Source organism: Nocardiopsis tropica, assembly GCF_042660575.1.
Classification (GTDB): Bacteria; Actinomycetota; Actinomycetes; order Streptosporangiales; family Streptosporangiaceae; genus Nocardiopsis; species Nocardiopsis tropica.
The window spans coordinates 99,050-113,627 of the sequence record NZ_JBHSUF010000009.1 but is presented as its reverse complement, the minus strand read 5'-3'; the positions used below and the strand labels follow the sequence as shown (position 1 = coordinate 113,627).

Annotated in this window: 15 protein-coding genes; 6 read left to right on the top strand and 9 right to left on the bottom strand. The window is 73.2% G+C overall.

Annotated elements, in window-relative coordinates; all coding sequences use genetic code 11:
- Window positions 1-1,344 carry a hypothetical protein gene (locus ACFQBR_RS16380; protein WP_378553740.1) on the bottom strand — a complete coding sequence of 448 codons (1,344 nt, stop codon included), beginning with the start codon at window positions 1,342-1,344 and terminating at the stop codon, window positions 1-3.
- Window positions 1,341-2,906: a serine/threonine-protein kinase gene (locus ACFQBR_RS16375; RefSeq protein WP_378553738.1), complete on the bottom strand. Its 1,566-nt coding sequence runs from the start codon at window positions 2,904-2,906 to the stop codon at window positions 1,341-1,343. The genes ACFQBR_RS16380 and ACFQBR_RS16375 overlap by 4 nt, the downstream gene beginning before the upstream one ends.
- A 122-nt stretch (window positions 2,907-3,028) precedes the next feature.
- On the opposite strand from ACFQBR_RS16375, the gene ACFQBR_RS16370 reads away from it, so the two are divergent.
- The 3 genes from ACFQBR_RS16370 (at window position 3,029) to ACFQBR_RS16360 (ending at window position 5,602) form a co-directional block, all read left to right on the top strand.
- The gene (locus ACFQBR_RS16370) at window positions 3,029-3,844 is read left to right on the top strand and encodes a hypothetical protein (protein WP_344181840.1); all 816 of its coding nucleotides are present in this window, start codon (window positions 3,029-3,031) and stop codon (window positions 3,842-3,844) included.
- 189 nt (window positions 3,845-4,033) lie between these two features.
- Window positions 4,034-5,005, top strand: coding sequence for an aldo/keto reductase (locus ACFQBR_RS16365; protein WP_344181838.1), 972 nt, complete (start codon window positions 4,034-4,036; stop codon window positions 5,003-5,005).
- A 411-nt stretch (window positions 5,006-5,416) separates the two neighbouring features.
- Window positions 5,417-5,602: a hypothetical protein gene (locus ACFQBR_RS16360; RefSeq protein ID WP_344181836.1), complete on the top strand. Its 186-nt coding sequence runs from the start codon at window positions 5,417-5,419 to the stop codon at window positions 5,600-5,602.
- A gap of 236 nt (window positions 5,603-5,838) precedes the next feature.
- On the opposite strand, the gene gcvH is transcribed toward ACFQBR_RS16360, so the two are convergent.
- Complete coding sequence (gcvH, locus tag ACFQBR_RS16355; RefSeq protein WP_344181833.1) at window positions 5,839-6,261, bottom strand: glycine cleavage system protein GcvH; 423 nt, start codon at window positions 6,259-6,261, stop codon at window positions 5,839-5,841.
- Between the two features lie 45 nt (window positions 6,262-6,306).
- Window positions 6,307-6,912: a TetR/AcrR family transcriptional regulator gene (locus ACFQBR_RS16350; protein WP_344181831.1), complete on the bottom strand. Its 606-nt coding sequence runs from the start codon at window positions 6,910-6,912 to the stop codon at window positions 6,307-6,309.
- A gap of 66 nt (window positions 6,913-6,978) precedes the next feature.
- Between ACFQBR_RS16350 and ACFQBR_RS16345 the strand changes: the two genes are divergently transcribed.
- Window positions 6,979-7,878, top strand: coding sequence for an oxidoreductase (locus ACFQBR_RS16345; protein WP_344181829.1), 900 nt, complete (start codon window positions 6,979-6,981; stop codon window positions 7,876-7,878).
- A 120-nt stretch (window positions 7,879-7,998) separates the two neighbouring features.
- Here the strand turns inward: ACFQBR_RS16345 and ACFQBR_RS16340 are convergent, their stop codons facing one another.
- Window positions 7,999-10,503 (bottom strand): DUF1963 domain-containing protein, encoded by a 2,505-nt coding sequence (locus ACFQBR_RS16340; RefSeq protein ID WP_344181827.1) that lies wholly within the window; start codon window positions 10,501-10,503, stop codon window positions 7,999-8,001.
- A 219-nt stretch (window positions 10,504-10,722) separates the two neighbouring features.
- Between ACFQBR_RS16340 and cutA the strand changes: the two genes are divergently transcribed.
- Complete coding sequence (gene cutA, locus ACFQBR_RS16335; RefSeq protein WP_344181824.1) at window positions 10,723-11,052, top strand: divalent-cation tolerance protein CutA; 330 nt, start codon at window positions 10,723-10,725, stop codon at window positions 11,050-11,052.
- Window positions 11,053-11,131: 79 nt separating this feature from the next.
- Here cutA and ACFQBR_RS16330 read toward each other — a convergent pair whose 3' ends face one another.
- From ACFQBR_RS16330 to ACFQBR_RS16315, 4 genes are all read right to left on the bottom strand, one after another.
- Complete coding sequence (locus tag ACFQBR_RS16330; protein WP_344181822.1) at window positions 11,132-11,854, bottom strand: response regulator transcription factor; 723 nt, start codon at window positions 11,852-11,854, stop codon at window positions 11,132-11,134.
- A gap of 474 nt (window positions 11,855-12,328) precedes the next feature.
- Window positions 12,329-12,499 (bottom strand): DUF397 domain-containing protein, encoded by a 171-nt coding sequence (locus ACFQBR_RS16325; protein ID WP_344181820.1) that lies wholly within the window; start codon window positions 12,497-12,499, stop codon window positions 12,329-12,331.
- 170 nt (window positions 12,500-12,669) lie between these two features.
- On the bottom strand, window positions 12,670-12,855 hold the full coding sequence (locus tag ACFQBR_RS16320; protein WP_330158364.1) for a DUF397 domain-containing protein: 186 nt from the start codon (window positions 12,853-12,855) through the stop codon (window positions 12,670-12,672).
- Window positions 12,855-13,661, bottom strand: coding sequence for a helix-turn-helix domain-containing protein (locus ACFQBR_RS16315; protein ID WP_344181818.1), 807 nt, complete (start codon window positions 13,659-13,661; stop codon window positions 12,855-12,857). Before ACFQBR_RS16315 ends, ACFQBR_RS16320 begins: the two co-directional genes overlap by 1 nt.
- 313 nt (window positions 13,662-13,974) lie before the next feature.
- On the opposite strand from ACFQBR_RS16315, the gene ACFQBR_RS16310 reads away from it, so the two are divergent.
- On the top strand, window positions 13,975-14,424 hold the full coding sequence (locus ACFQBR_RS16310; RefSeq protein WP_378553732.1) for an ATP-binding protein: 450 nt from the start codon (window positions 13,975-13,977) through the stop codon (window positions 14,422-14,424).
- Window positions 14,425-14,578: the final 154 nt, after the last annotated feature.

The following is a 14,578-nucleotide window of genomic DNA, read 5'->3' as shown; positions in this document are numbered from 1 at the left end:
TCAGAAGTCCTCCTCCGTGTGGGCCGCGACGATCTCGGCGAGGAAGGGCGCGGGGCCGAACCCCTCCCCCGCTCCCGCTCCGTCCGGTCCGGTGGCGCCCCCGGCCGCGGCGAGGCGGCGGCGGGCCAGCGCGCGCAGCCCCTCACGGGTCCGGCGGGCACGGGCGGGGTCCTGCGGTCCGGGGTCGAACCCCGGCAGGACCACCTGGACGTCCGGGGAGGGGGCGGCCGTGTCCGGCAGGGCGGTGTCCACGAGGGCGGTCCAGGCGTCCCCCGCGCGCTCGCAGCGCACCCGCACGGGGGCGGTGGCGCCGACCCGGACCTCCGCGACCGGCCGCACGCCGGGGGCGGGGCGAGCCTCCCCCGCAACCGCCTCCACCAGGACCGCGCGCCGGGAGCCGTGGGCGAAGGCGGTCCAGGTGACGGCGTCCTCGGAGGCGTCCACGAACCCGGGCGGGTACCGGCACCAGTCGTTGGTCCCCGTCCCCCGTCCCATCACCCTGGCGCCGGGTGGCGGCCCCGCGGCGCCGCCGGCGGCGAGGGCGTGGTCCTGCGGGAGGGCGCCCGGCCGACGGGGGACGGCACCGCCCGCGAAGGAGGTCGCCCACCCTGCGGGGCCGGAGCCGCCCCGGCCGCCGGGGTCGTCGGGTCCGGCGAGGCCGTCGACGTCGAGCCCCGCGTCGTCGGCCACCGCCCGCACGGAGCGGAGGACGTCGGAGACGGCGCCCGGCCGGGCGTGCCACAGGTCGATCAGCGGCCGGACGCCCGCGCGGTGTTCGAGGACCAGGTCGGCGGCGGGGTCCGCGTCCGGGTCCCACACCTGCTGGCACCGGTGGGAGAGCGCGGCCAGCTCCAGGCCGAGCAGGTCGGCGTCGAGGGCGGGAACGCCGTCCAGGTGGGAGGCGGGCCACCAGCGGGACGCCCAGTGCCCCGTGGCCAGCCGGTGCAGGTCCCGCGCGAGCGCGCCCGGCTCCGCGGCGACCCGCAGGGCGTGCGCCCGGCCGCCGGCGCAGGCCGCCACGGCGCGCGCCGCCCCGGCCCCGTAGACGGCCCACAGCCACGTCTGGGCCTCGGGCGCGGACTCCACCAGGGCGTCGGGGAGGAGGTCGGCACGGGGGCCGCCGAACGGGGCGGCCCCGGACGCGGCGGCCCCCTCCCGCGCATCGGAGAGGGCGGTTCCCGGGGGGACCCCGGTGGCGACCGCGCCCGGCCCGGCGATGTCGGGCCAGGTGAGGAGCGCGCCGGCCGCGTCGAGGACGGACCGGCCGAACTCGGGGACGCTCAGGCGGCCCTCGACGGCCACGCTCACGCCGTCCTCCTCCGCCCTCACCTCGATCCAGGTCATGCCGCGCTCCCGGAGGTGGTGTCGGTCAGGGTCCGCAGGGCCGCGCGCACGCGGGCCCGGTGGTCCATGAGCACGGAGTAGGAGACGCCGTCGAGGAGGGACCACAGCTCGGCGGGGCCGTCGATCCCGGCCGCGTGGGCGTCGCGGCCGTGCAGGCGGGCCCACAGGCGGCGGGTGTAGGCGATCCACGGGGTCCGCAGGGAGCGGCCGAGGTCGGCGAGAAGGTCCTCCCCGGAGGCCGGGGGGCCGGTGGGGGCCGGGGGTTGCGTGGGGGCCGGCCCCGTCCCCGGCGCCCCGCCGTCCGGGGGACCGGCGCCGGGAGCCCCGCCCCCCGTGCCGTGGGCGCTCGGGGCGTCGAAGGGCGACACGGTCATGCGCCGGGCGCGCGCCACGGAGGACTCGCGGCGCCAGCGGCGGTCGATGGCGCGGTGCGCGCGCGTGGGACCCGGGGCGGTGCCGAGCGGGTCGAGCCCCGCGGCGAGGCGTCCTCCGACCAGGAGCGCCACGCGCAGCGACTCGTCGGACAGGCCGAGCGGCGAGCAGCTGCGCGCGGTCTCGGCGGCGACGAGCTCGGGGACCGGCGGCAGGTCGTGGTGTCCGGGCGCCCTCAGGACGGTGAAGACCCTCTCGTAGAGGGTGCGGTCCAGGGGCGCCGGCAGGGCCGCGGTGGACGCCGTGCTCCCCACCCCGGGGCGCGGCGGCAGGGGGTCGGCGCTCAGGCCCAGGTGGGGCGGTACGCCTTCGGGTCCCCAGGCGGAGGCCGGACCGGCGGCCCACAGCGCCGACCCCAGACGCGTGCCGTGGCCGCCCCCGACCAGGGCGGCGAGGGCGCTCTCCGCGGTGTCACCGGGGTCCCGGAGGTCCGTCCCGAGCTCCTGCGCCCGGTAGCGGGGGACGTCGCCGTCGGCGGGGAAGGCGCCGCCGCGCTTCCCGGAGGCGCCCCGGTCGGCCGGTGCGCACCCGTCCAGGACGGTGTCCGCGAGGGAGAGCGCGTCCGCCTCGGGGACGGCGCCGGGGGCGGCGGGTACGGGGCGTGCTCCCCAGGCGCGGGACAGCGCCTGGGCGACCGACCTCTCCGTCGCGGGATCGCGCAGGTGGGCCTTGAGGGCTTCGACGGTGCGCCCGCCGTCGCGCGCGGCCAGCTCCAGGACGACCTGCCTGGCGACCTCCTCCGCGTCGGGGGGCCGCGGGGCCCCGTGCTCGGCGGCGAGCTCGTAGCAGCGCTGGAAGTACAGGTCCTGCGGGTTGCCCCCGACCACGCGCAGGGCCCGGCGGACCCGCTTGAGCAGCGTGAACCAGCCGGCGGCGGCCGCCAGTCGCGGCCCGTCCCCGCGCAGGAGGCCGGCGGCCAGGTCGGCGGCCTCGTCGGTGAGGAGGTCCCCGGCGAGTTCCGGGCGCAGGACGGGGCGCAGGACGAGCGGGAGGACGAGGAGTTTGACGGCGCGGGTGAGCGGGGCGCCGCCGGGGCCGCTGAGCGGTTCCAGTCCGGGGCCGAGCGCTCGCCAGGCCCGGTCGATGACCTGGGACCGGGGCTGGAGCGTCCCGAGGGGAGTCGCTGGCACAGGACGAGGGTACCGGCCCGGCCCCGCCGGTCGACGGCAGGTCCGAACCTGGGATCGGTAGGACGCGGCGGCGGGGTCTGATGGGTCCCGGTGGACATCGAGAGCGTGAGAGGGAGGCATCCATGGGCAGGTCGGTGGTTCGTTCGGTGGTGCTCGTCGAGACGGTCGCGGCGCTCGGCCTGGTCGGCTGGTACGTGTGGGCGGGGGTGACCGCGCCCCCGGACGCGTTCGTCAGCCCGTGGCTGCGCAACATGTGGGCGCCGATCGGGGCGCTGGTGATGCTGGGCACCACGCTGCCGATGCTGGGGGTCGCTTCGGCGCTCGGCGGACTCGGAGGCGGGTTGGGCCGCAGGGAGGCGGCCGGCGCCCCCGTCGGGATCGGGACCGTCACCGGGGTGGCCCGTACCGGGTTGAGCGTCAACGACCAGCCCCAGCTGGCGATCAGCATGGATGTCGAGACGCCGGAGGGGCACCGGTTCTCCGCGGTGGCCAAGCACGTCGTCGACATCACCCAGGTGGCCGAACTGGTCCCGGGTACGGTGCTGCCGGTCCGGTACCTGCACGACCGGCCCGGGGTGGTCTCCCTGGACCGCGGGGAGGACCCGGCCCTGGTGCAGGCGGCCTACAACGCGGTGATGGTGCGCGCGGGTCTGACGACGGAGCGCAACCTGGACATCGCGGCGCGCGGTGTGCGGGCGCAGGGGGTCGTCTCCTCGGTGCGGCCGACCGGGCGCCTGCTCAACGGCAACCCGGAGATGGAGATCGGGCTGGGGGTGACCCGCCCGGACGGAAGCCTCTTCCACGCGGCGGTCGTGAAGGTCCTTCCCGCGTCCTCGGTCGTGAGCGTGCAGGTGGGACGGGTGCTGACGGTGCACTACCTTCCCGAGCGGGAGGAGGAGCTGGTCCTCCAGACCCCCGCCAACCCGGGGGTCCGGTGACGCGGGCCGGCCGTGCGCGACCGGTTCCGTTCCGGGCCGGGCCGGACATCCGGCCGGGACCGCGCGTGGCGGGGCGCGCCGTCACGGCGGCCGGGGCAGCCCCGCGCACTCTCCGGGAAACGGTGGCCCGGCGCCCCGCTCTGGCCTAACCTGTCCGCGGCACCACACACCCGACGGAACACGGTGAGCATGAACGACGTACGGCTTCGCCCTCTCGGCCGCACCGACCTGCGCGTATCCCCCCTGTGCCTGGGCGGGAACGTCTTCGGCTGGACCGCCGACGAGAGCACTTCCTTCAAGGTCCTCGACACGTTCGTCGCCGGGGGCGGCAACTTCGTCGACACCGCCGACTCCTACTCCGCCTGGGTCGAGGGGAACAGCGGAGGAGAGTCCGAGACGGTCATCGGCCGCTGGCTGGCGGCGCGCGGCCGCCCCGAGGGCCTGGTCCTCGCGACCAAGGTCAGCGGGCACCCGGAGTTCCCGGGCCTATCCGCCGCCAACGTCCACGCCGCCGTGGACGCCTCCCGGGCCCGGCTCGGCGTGGAGGTGATCGACCTCTACTACGCGCACCACGACGACCCCGGGACCCCGCTCGCGGAGAGCGCGCGGGCGTTCTCCGAGCTGGTGGACGACGGCCGTATCCGGTACATCGGCCTGTCCAACCACAGCCCCGGGCGCATCCGCGAGTGGCTGGACATCTGCGCCGACCAGGGGCTCCACGCCCCGGTGTGCGTGCAGCCCCACTACAACCTGATGGAGCGCGGGGTCGAGGAGGACCTGGTGCCCCTGGCCCTGGAGCGCGGCCTGTCCCTGCTGCCCTACTTCGGCCTGGCCCGCGGGTTCCTCACCGGCAAGTACCGGCGGGGCGGTGCGGAGGTCGACAGCCCGCGCGCGGGCACGGCCCGCGCCTACCTGGACGACCCGCGCGCCGAGCTGGTCCTGGGGGCCCTGGACGCGGTCGCGGCCCGCAACGGCGTCTCCCCGGCCTCGGTCGCGCTGTCGTGGCTGTCGGACCGGCCGGCCGTGGCCTCGGTCCTGGCCAGCGCGCGCAACACCGACCAGCTCACCGACCTGCTGGCCGTCAACCACCTGCGGCTGGACGAGGAGTCCGCCGAGCTGCTGTCCGAGGACTCCGGCCCGGGAGGAGCCGGGGCGTCCTGAGGTCGCGGGAGGCCGGGGCAGGGCGCCCTGTCCCGGCCTCGGTCCCCGTCCGCCAGGAGTTCGCGGACCGGCCCGGCCGCCCGGCCGACCCCGATCGGGAACCCGTCGTGCCCGTACGGCGGGTCGATCACCCGTGCCGTCCCGGGCGGACACTCCCCCGGACCTCATCCCCGAAACGACGGCGGGCCGCCCGCGCCACAGCACGAACGGCCCGCCCCGACAACAGAGGAGAGGAAGTGGATCAACCGACGCCGGAGCCGCCGCCGGAAGCTCAGATTCATGGCACACTTCGCCCGGACCGGCCGGCCCCTTGCCTTCGCCCGACGACGGAGACCGGTGCGGTGACGGTGGGGACCGACGGGGGACCGGCGCCTGAGCGCTCGGCGGGCTTCCCCGGTCTAGGCTGACACCATGACCATCCACGAGTTCGACGTCCACCCGGCCATGACCCCCGAGCTGGAAGCGGCCTTCCGTGCCGACCACGGCCTGTCGGAGGACGAGGACCTGGGCCCGCACATGGCCCGGGAGGCTCAGAACCGGTTGCGTGAGGCCGGCCTGTTCGGTGGGAGTGTGGTGTACGCGGAGGAGCTCGACTGAGTACTGATCCGCCGCCCCCTGCACGCACGGCCCGGACACCGCGCCCCTGAGCACCGGCGCTTCCCGCCGGTGCGGCGGATCCGGCTCACTTCACGCCGTGGACCGGCGGCCTCGCGGGCTCCGGCAGGTGACCGGCGAGCTCCGTGCGCGCGGCATGCGCCTCCTCGTCGTCCTCGTGCCGAACCACGGCACGGCACCGCGTTCGGCGGCCGACCCGGTCGGCCGCCGGGTGCGGGTCACTGGTCGATGGTCGCCCGGTAGACCGCGGCGTCCAGCAGTTCGTCGACCGCTCCGGGGTCGGAGGGCCTGAGCCTGTAGATCCATCCGTCCCCGTAGGGGTCCTCGTTGACCAGACCGGGCTCCTCGACGAGCGCCTCGTTCACCGCGACGACCTCGCCCGCCACGGAGGCGTAGAGGTCGTTGTAGGCCTTGACCGACTCCACTCCCCCGGCCGTGCCGCCGACCTGTACCTCGTCCCCGATCTCGGGGAGCTCCACGAGGACGATCTCGCTGAGCAGCTCCTGCCCGTGGGCGGTCAGGCCGGTCGTCACGATGTCTCCGTCCACGCGCACCCAGAGGTGGTCGTCGGTGTAGCGCAGGTTCTCGGGCAGCTGGGACACGGTGTTCTCCTCGTCGGTGCGGCTGACGTGCCACTCCATGCTTGCGCACCGTGGGAGACCGCGTGGTCGCTTCGGGTGATCGCCTCACTCCACCGGGCGGTTCCCGGAGAGGAACTGCTCGACGGCGGTCTCCACGAGTGCGTCGAGCATGTCCGGTCCGACGAAGTTGCCGTTGATGATCGAGGCGATGCCCTGGAGGGTCGCGAACAGGACGAGCCCGATCCGCTCGGGGTCGCCCGCCCGGAGCGCCCCCTCGTCCTGCCCCTGCTCGATCAGGTCGGCCATCAGGCCGAACGGCGCCTCGGCCGCCTCGATGACCCGCGTCGCCCCCGGCCGGTGCTTGCTGGAGTACATCAGTTCCAGGAGCGCGGCGTTCTCGGTCGCGAAGCGGGTGTAGGCCGTCATCGCGACCCGCACGCGCGCCGGGAAGTCCTCCCCCGCGCCCGCCAGAGCGGTGCGCAGCGCCGTGTCCAGCTGGGCGAACCCGGATTCGGCGAGCGCGTCCAGCAGCGCCTGCCGGTCGGAGAAGTGCCTGCGCGGCGCGGCGTGGCTGACGCCCACCTCCCGGGCGAGGTCGCGCAGCGACAGCTGGTCCGCGCCGCGCTCCCGGAGGCAGCGATCGGCCGCGTCGAGCAGGACGGCCCGGAGGTTTCCGTGGTGGTAGGGCCGCTCTTCGTTGGGGTCTGACATGGGACCCGAGTCTAGCAGGCCATGTTTTCGTTGACTACTTTGTTTCCACTGACTACTTTGTAGCCCATGGCAACATTCTCTGCTTCGGACATCCCTTCCATGGCGGGGCGCACGGTCGTGGTCACCGGCGCGAACAGCGGCATCGGCCGGGCGGCCGCCCGCCTCCTCGCGGCCAGGGGCGCACGCGTGGTGCTCGCCGTGCGCACCGTCACCAAGGGGCGCGACGCCGCCGACGCGATGACGGGCGACGTCGAGGTCCGGCGGCTCGACCTCGCCGACCTCGCCTCGGTCCGCTCCTTCGCCGAGGACCTCACCGAGCCCGTCGACGTGCTGGTCAACAACGCGGGGGTGATGTTCCCTCCGCTCACACGCACCGCCGACGGCTTCGAGCTGCAGTTCGGGACCAACCACCTCGGGCACTTCGCGCTCACGAACCTGCTGCTGCCGCGCCTGCGGGGCCGGGTCGTCACGGTCTCGTCCAACGGCCACAAGGCGGGCGCGATCGACTTCGAGGACCTCAACTGGGAGCGCAAGCCGTACCGGGCGACGGCCGCGTACGCGCAGTCCAAACTGGCCAACCTCCTGTTCACCTCGGAACTCCAGAGGCTGCTCACCCGGGCCGGCTCCCCGGTGACCGCCACCGCCGCGCACCCCGGCCTGGCGGCCACGAACCTGTTGAAGACCGACCCGCGGCGGCGTGTGCGCCACCTCGTGGAGCAGGCCGTGGTCCGCTTCCTGGCGCAGAGCGACGAGGACGGGGCCCTGCCGACGCTGTACGCGGCCGTGGCGGAGGTTCCGGGCGACAGCTACGCGGGGCCGGGCGGATTCCTGGAGGGATGCGGCGCACCGGAGCTGGTCGGCCGCTCGGCGAGGGCGCGGGACGCCGAGGTCGCGCGACGCCTGTGGGAGGCCTCCGAAACCCTGACGGGGGTGGCCTTCCCCCGGCGCCCGCTGCCCGGCGCCTGAACCGGGGCGGGTGCGCCGGAGGCGTCCCCGGCCGGCGCGCGCGGCCACGGGCTCACCGGTCGCGGCACCGCGCGCGGCCCACCTGTACGCAGTGGGCCGCGCGCCCAGGAGACGGGCCGGTCAGGGGTTGGCGTACATCTGCACGACGACGCGGTCGAAGCGGCGCGCCTCGAGGTCCTGGCGGGGGATGGTCCAGTACAGGATCCCCATCGGGACCCCGACCCACTGCGCGAGCAGGACCCAGTCCCCGGGGCCCGGCCATTGCCCGTCCTCCTCCGAGTACGCCGAGGCGGGTGCCGGATCCCCGTAGCCGTCGAAGTCCGCGGCGTAGCCACCGATCTGCCACTCGCCTCCCTCGTCGGACTGCTCGGACCAGACCTCCTGCAGCGTCTCCGCGTGGGGGTGCAGGGCGAGGGCCTCGTCCCCGACAGGGCAGGAGGGCAGTCCCACGCCGGGGGTCAGCCGCAGGTCGCCGGTGCGCCGCAGCTCGTCGTCCAGGGCCTCGGGGGAGTCGTACTCGTAGGGCTCGTAGTCGAGCGAGACCTCCCGTTCCTCAACCGGGGTTCCCGCCGGGACGTAGACGGCGCCGCCCGGCAGGAGCTCGTCGTCCAGCTCGACGTTCGCGAACAGGAGTACGTGGCCGTCGGGCGGGAGCGGGAGGTCGGTGGCGCCCGGCGGGATCGCCGCCAGGTCGAGCGTCGCGATGAGCTGGTACTCGTAGGAGTTGTCGGGGCCCCACACCGTGGCCGGGGTGGGCACGTCCGGCGGGAGCATCAGCGGACCGCCGAGCCGGCCGACGGCCGGGCCGGAGCCGTCGCGCGCCGTCCGCAGCTTCGGGCGGGCCAGCCCGAGCCACCGGTCCACGTCGTCCGCCGGAACCCCCTTGTCCAGCGCCTGCTCCCGGAACCGGTCCAGCCACCACAGCGTCGACGCGGGCAGGGCCCTCACCGCCGGGGACAGCACCCCCGCGCCGAACTCCCAGCCGGGCTCCGGCGCCACCGCTCCCGGCTCGCCCAGCCCCGCGAGCCACTCCGCGGCGGACGAGCGGGTCCCCGCGTCGGCGTCCGACAGCGCGGCCGTCGCCGCCGCCCGGGCGCCCGGGTGGTCGCCGAGCACCCGCCGGGCCGGCAGGCGGTGGCGGTTCGCACCGAGCGCGAGCGAGGTCAGGCGCGGGACCAGGGCCTCGGGGGCGGCGGGGAACCGTTCGAGGATCGTCAGGATCATCGTCCTCGTGTCGACGGCGGACTGGTCCGGGTGCCGCTTCCCGTCGCCGCCGTCGAGGTACTCGTCCGCGAGGTCGAGGCGCTCGGCGAAGAGGGGCCACCAGCGCTCGGCGTCCTCAGGCGTCAGGAAGGCGCCGATCTTTCGGCGGGCGTGGGTCGTGCGGGTGACCAGCAGCGCGGCGGCCCGCCGGTCCGCGTCGGGCATCCCGGCGGCACGGTACGCGTCTCGAAGGACGCGGACGTCGGGCATCAGCGCCAGCCGCCCCTCGACACCGTGCCAGGAAGGGTCTCCGCCGGATCGGCCGGCCCCCAGTGCCCGCAGGTCCTCCGCGAGGTCCGCGTCCTGGGGCGCGGCGACGGGCGGCACGGGCACGACGGCCTCCGCCGCTCGCAGCACCCGTACCCGGAAGACGGCCCGGCGCAGCAGCCGGTCGCGTTCCGGGTCCTCCGGCCCGTCGCCGCCGTCGGCCAGGGCATCCTCGATCGCCACGACGCCGCCGTCGAGGTCGGCCAGGCGGGCCAGGGGGTCCGACAGGCGGTCCGGCGACGCGGTCCGCAGGTGCTGTCGCAGCAGGGCCACCTGCCGTGGCCCGTCGAGCCGGGACAGGGTGTCCAGCGCCTCCGTGCGGACGCCCGCGTCGGCGTCGGCCGCCAGCTCGGCGGCGAGTGCCGCGTGCGCTTCCGGTCTGCGCGCGCACAGGCGCAGCACAGACCTCCGGTTGTGGTCCGCGAGCCCGGTGGCGACGTCCGCGAGATCGTCGGCGTACCGGGCGAGGAACTCGATGCCCGCGTCGCTCTCCAGAAGCTGGTGCCGACGGTGCGCCCAATGGCGTGAGTCCGCGTACAGCAGCGCCGACAGGGTGGCGTGCACGGGGGTCCGGCCGGGGGCGTCGCCGGCCCGGGCGACCTCGGTGAGGAAGCGGGGGTCCCACCGCCGCTGGACGTCCTCGGCGTCGGCCCCGGCGGCGCCGTACGCACGGGTCACGTCGTCGGCCAGCACGAGGAGCCACGACGGCTCCCCGGAGGCCGGGGTCCTGTCGGCGGCGGCGTGCAGCACCTGCCCGAACCGGGCGAGGACGTCGGCCTGCGCGGTCCGGTAGACCGTGAGCCGTGCGGCCTCGGCGTCCTGCGGCGACCAGCCGGGATGCAGGTCGGTGACGGCCCTCACCCGCGCGGCCGACCAGGTGACGTCCGGCTTGGCGACCATGTCGGCGCCGGTCGGCCGCTCGCGCAACACCGCCAGGACCTCCGGACCGGTACCGCGCAGTACGTGCTCGGCCACCGGCTCGAAGACCTCCGAGACCCGCAGCGGCGCGAGGCAGTCGCGCACCGCTGCCGTCACCCGGGGCGAGCTGTCCGCACCGGCGCACGAATCGGCCATTTCTGCTTCGGATGTGTGCATGTCGGCAGTTTAGGAACAGGGCGTGACATTAGCGTTCGTCACCGCGAACCGTCCGAGGTCGGCCGGATGCCGTTTCCCGCGCCACCTGCACGAACACAGGGACGACCGCTTCCGCGCCTTCGCCCGCATCGCTCGCACACTGATCTGCTACCGCCGATTCGACAAGGGAGATGAACTCTAGACTGGCCGGATAATCCCCGCGACGGAACGGACCCCGCCATGACCGGCTACGTCCAGGTGTCCACGGCGACCGAGACCCGCGAGCAGGCGGTGGACCTGGCGAAATCCCTCGTAACGGCCAAGCTCGCGGCCGGTGCGCAGATCGTCGGGCCCGTCACGTCGGTGTTCTGGCACCTGGGCGAGTTCGGCACCGGGCAGGAGTGGCAGCTCCTGCTGAAGGCGCGCGCGGACCGGTACCCGCAGATCGAGGCGCACCTGGTCGAGCACCACCCGTGGACGAACCCCGAGGTCGTCGCGACCGCGATCGTGGCGGGCTCCCCCGACTACCTGCGCTGGATCGCCACCACGACAGCCCCCGACAACGCCTAGCAGGTACGGGACAGCTCCAGCACCTCGGCGACCTCGGGCAGAGTGCGGTCGGACCGATCGGGGCGGTCGGCCCGGAACCCTAGCTGACGTACTCGGCGCGCACCGCGTAGATGGCGGCCTCGGTGCGGGAGTGCACCTGCAGCTTCTCCAGGATGTTGCGCACGTGGTTCTTCACCGTGTTCTCGGTGATGAACAGGCGTTCCCCGATCTCGCGGTTGTTGAGCGACCGGGCGAGCAGCTTGAGGACCTCGGTCTCGCGCGGGGTCAGGTCGGGGATGGCGGGGGCGGACGGCGGGGTGGCCTCCTGCTTGGCCAGCTCCGCGAACTCCCCGATGAGCTTGTTGGCCATCCGCGGGTTAATGAACGACTGGCCGTCCGCGATGGAGCGCACGGCGCGCGCGATGTCGGTGACCGCGATCTCCTTGAGGAGGTACCCGGTGGCGCCGGCCTTGAGGGCGTCGAACAGGTCCGAGTTCTCGTCGCTCATGGTGAGCATGATGAACTTGGTCCTCGGGGCGGCCTGCCGGATCTGTGAGCAGGCGTCGATGCCGTTGGAACCGGGCATCCACACGTCCATCAGGACGACGTCGGGGCGTACCCCCGCGGCGAGCCGGACGGCCTCCGACCCCCGTCCGGCCTCACCGACGACGTTGATGTCCTCCTCCTCGTCCAGGACCGAGACAAGACCGCGGCGGAACAGCGCGTGGTCGTCCACGACCATGACGCGGATCGGCGCGGAAGGGGTGGAGGGTTCGTCGATCGGGAGAGGTATTTCGGCGGGAGTGGGGGGGTGGGGGCTCACAGGCGGGCCTTTCTTCTGTCAGACAGCCGCCGGAAGTTACCTTCCGGGCATTCGGACATTTCCCCCGAAAGGGGCAAGGGTTTTCATCAGCCCTCGCAGAAAGGGCTTTCGAGGATCGAAGCCCCGGGGCGGTGCGGGCGATTGCCGTACGTGCAGGTCCAGCCGGTGACCAGAGGCGCGAAAGGAGATCGGGAGAAATGGAGACCCATCGATTCCTCCTGGTGGGCGGTGTGTCTCATCTTCTCACGAGTGGCGCGGGTGTGGGCGACATCGGAGGTTGTCCGCGTTCCCCCGGGGAAGGCGGATCCGCCATTGGCCGTGGTCATCGGCCGGAGGGGTTGTGCCGAGCACGTCGAAGGACGCTCGGCCGTGGCGGTGCACCCTCCCGTGGGTGAACCGATCTCCTAAACATGGGAACCGCCCCCTGCCCAGGCAGACGGCAGGGTGCGGTTCTTCGCGTGTGTGAGGGTGGTACTACCAGCTGCGCATCGCGTTCAGCAGCGCGGTCCATTCGGGAGCGGGGACGTCGAGTTGTCCCGACTCTCGGTTCTGGGTGTCACGCACGCCCGTGACCACACCCTCGCAAACCTCGACGCAGTGCCCGGTGTTACCGCTGTAGCTGGACTTGTGCCACTTCTCCGACATCGTCAAGGGCCTCTCTCAGCATGTCCGGGCTTCGCTCGCCTGAAAGCATCTCCCTGGACCTGTGCTCGGCAGGGGCCACCGCGAAACGGTCTGCCCGTGAGAGCTTCCTCGACCCCCGACATGCGGCAGGCCCCACCCGTCTGTCCGGGCAGGGCCGACTCACTACTCCGCTACTTGGCGCGCACCGCAGCCAGTAGCGCCGTCCACTCCGAGGCTTCGGTCGACAAGTGACCCAAGTTCCGGTTCTGGGTGTCACGAACATGAGTGGTAGGTCCTTCCGCGACCTCCACGCAGTCCCCACCTCCTCCATCACTGTGGCTGGACTTGTGCCAGGACCAGTTGTCGGCGGTGCTCATCACAGACCTTTCATCGTCGCATGGAGGACTTCGAGGGATCGTCGCGGAGACAGCGCTTCGGCTTGAAGTGCACCGAACAGGTCGGACATCCCCTCGATTTCAGGTGCCCGATCGAAGCTGGTTCCACCAAGAGTATGCTCCATCCGCACTGCCTTCCGGCCGTTCTGCATGCTCATCAACCGGAACGGGGAACACAGCCCGCAGTGGTGGCGCACATCGTCGGGGATGATCTGAAAACGGATCGTGTCCTCTTCGGCCAACGTGATGATGTGCTGGAGCTGCTCCCGCATGACCTCCTCGCTACCGATAACACGGTTGACCACACTCTGCTCCACCACGAACCACAGAGCGGGCCGGGATGGCCGAATCGTCGGGAGCCGGTTCGCTCGGAGCTCCACCACCTCCTCGATCTCCTCGGCGGTCTTCCGCAACTGCCTTGCCGTGATGAGCACACGGGCATAGCTGCGGGTTTGCAGCAGGCCGGGGATGAGAATCGGGTGGTACTCCGAGATGGATTCCGCCCGGCGCTCCATCTCCAAGGCGTCCCTGAACCAGGGCAATACCGACTTCCCCTGGACTACCTCCAGCCACAAGGCATCCAACTCACCATCTGTAGCGAACTCCGTGTCCATTGTGCGTACATGATCCCTATTGGGGATACGCGTCGCCCGCTCCAGGTGGCCGACCATGCCGCCGGTCAGTTTCAGACGCAGACCGAGTTCGGCCTGTGAAACCCCAGCCTGACGGCGAAGCTCCCGAACCCTGACACCAAACGGTTTCCACTCCTGGTGGATCTTGTCAGCCATGGAGCAAGGAAACTACACGCAGCTCCTTTCCGCAACAGGTTCTGAGTAGCCACCCCTCTTCAGTTGTATTGGTAGCCCCCTGAGCTGGGACTGGGCATAGTCGTAACAGAACCGGCGGTTGTCTGCGGATCGGAGAACGGCATCATTTTCCACTCCCGCCAGCCCCCTCTTCGCCGAAGGGGAGAGACATTGCTCGCCTTCCTCCCAATTGACGCGAAAACCAACCTTTTGACACAGAAAAGCTCCGGCGACCGAAGTGAGAGAGCGGTCGCCGGAGCTTGTGTCCCACCTCGAAAGCCCCGAGATGAAACGAATGCAGCCTACCGCCCCTCCCCCCGCACTTCCACGCCGCCTGTGCGGAACCCCCACGACATCGGGCATCCTCATCGGCCCCCACCCCAGCCACATCAGGGCCGCCCGCCAGTGGGCCGCCCACGCCACCCGCTCCCGCCCCGGCCTGACCGACCCCCTGGCCCTGACCGTCACCGAACTGACCGCCAACGCCCTACGACACACCGCCTCCGGCCTGCCCGGCGGCACCGTGCGCATCGAGATCCACCGCACCCGCCGCCACCTCGAACTCCACGTCACCGACAACGGCCCCACCCCCGGAAGCGCCCCCACACTCCCCGCCGTCCCCGCCCCCGCACCCCTGCGCGTCGGCGGCAACGGCCTGCGCCTGGTCGAGGCCGTGTGCGCCTACTGGGACTGGACCCAGGCCCCCTGCGGAGCGATCACCGTCCGCGCCGTCTTCGGTTGCTGAACCACTCCCCCGCCCGGTGGCACACCACCACCGGGCCGCGGGGCCGCCGCCAAAAAAGGGGGGCCGGCGGCCCCGCCCCACCCGCTCGGGGCCGGACGTACTTCCCCGGTCCGGCCCCGAGCCCGCTCCACAGGCCACCGGCCACCGGCCGCCC

Bases quoted from the DNA above. Each gene is read 5' to 3' on its own strand.
- ACFQBR_RS16380 (WP_378553740.1), bottom strand. From the start codon at position 1,344: ATGACCTGGATCGAGGTGAGGGCGGAGGAGGACGGCGTGAGCGTGGCC.
- ACFQBR_RS16370 (WP_344181840.1), top strand. From the start codon at position 3,029: ATGGGCAGGTCGGTGGTTCGTTCGGTGGTGCTCGTCGAGACGGTCGCG.
- ACFQBR_RS16365 (WP_344181838.1), top strand. From the start codon at position 4,034: ATGAACGACGTACGGCTTCGCCCTCTCGGCCGCACCGACCTGCGCGTA.
- ACFQBR_RS16360 (WP_344181836.1), top strand. From the start codon at position 5,417: ATGACCATCCACGAGTTCGACGTCCACCCGGCCATGACCCCCGAGCTG.
- gcvH (WP_344181833.1), bottom strand. From the start codon at position 6,261: ATGGAGTGGCACGTCAGCCGCACCGACGAGGAGAACACCGTGTCCCAG.
- ACFQBR_RS16350 (WP_344181831.1), bottom strand. From the start codon at position 6,912: ATGTCAGACCCCAACGAAGAGCGGCCCTACCACCACGGAAACCTCCGG.
- ACFQBR_RS16345 (WP_344181829.1), top strand. From the start codon at position 6,979: ATGGCAACATTCTCTGCTTCGGACATCCCTTCCATGGCGGGGCGCACG.
- ACFQBR_RS16340 (WP_344181827.1), bottom strand. From the start codon at position 10,503: ATGCACACATCCGAAGCAGAAATGGCCGATTCGTGCGCCGGTGCGGAC.
- cutA (WP_344181824.1), top strand. From the start codon at position 10,723: ATGACCGGCTACGTCCAGGTGTCCACGGCGACCGAGACCCGCGAGCAG.
- ACFQBR_RS16325 (WP_344181820.1), bottom strand. From the start codon at position 12,499: ATGTCGGAGAAGTGGCACAAGTCCAGCTACAGCGGTAACACCGGGCAC.
- ACFQBR_RS16320 (WP_330158364.1), bottom strand. From the start codon at position 12,855: ATGAGCACCGCCGACAACTGGTCCTGGCACAAGTCCAGCCACAGTGAT.
- ACFQBR_RS16315 (WP_344181818.1), bottom strand. From the start codon at position 13,661: ATGGCTGACAAGATCCACCAGGAGTGGAAACCGTTTGGTGTCAGGGTT.
- ACFQBR_RS16310 (WP_378553732.1), top strand. From the start codon at position 13,975: ATGCAGCCTACCGCCCCTCCCCCCGCACTTCCACGCCGCCTGTGCGGA.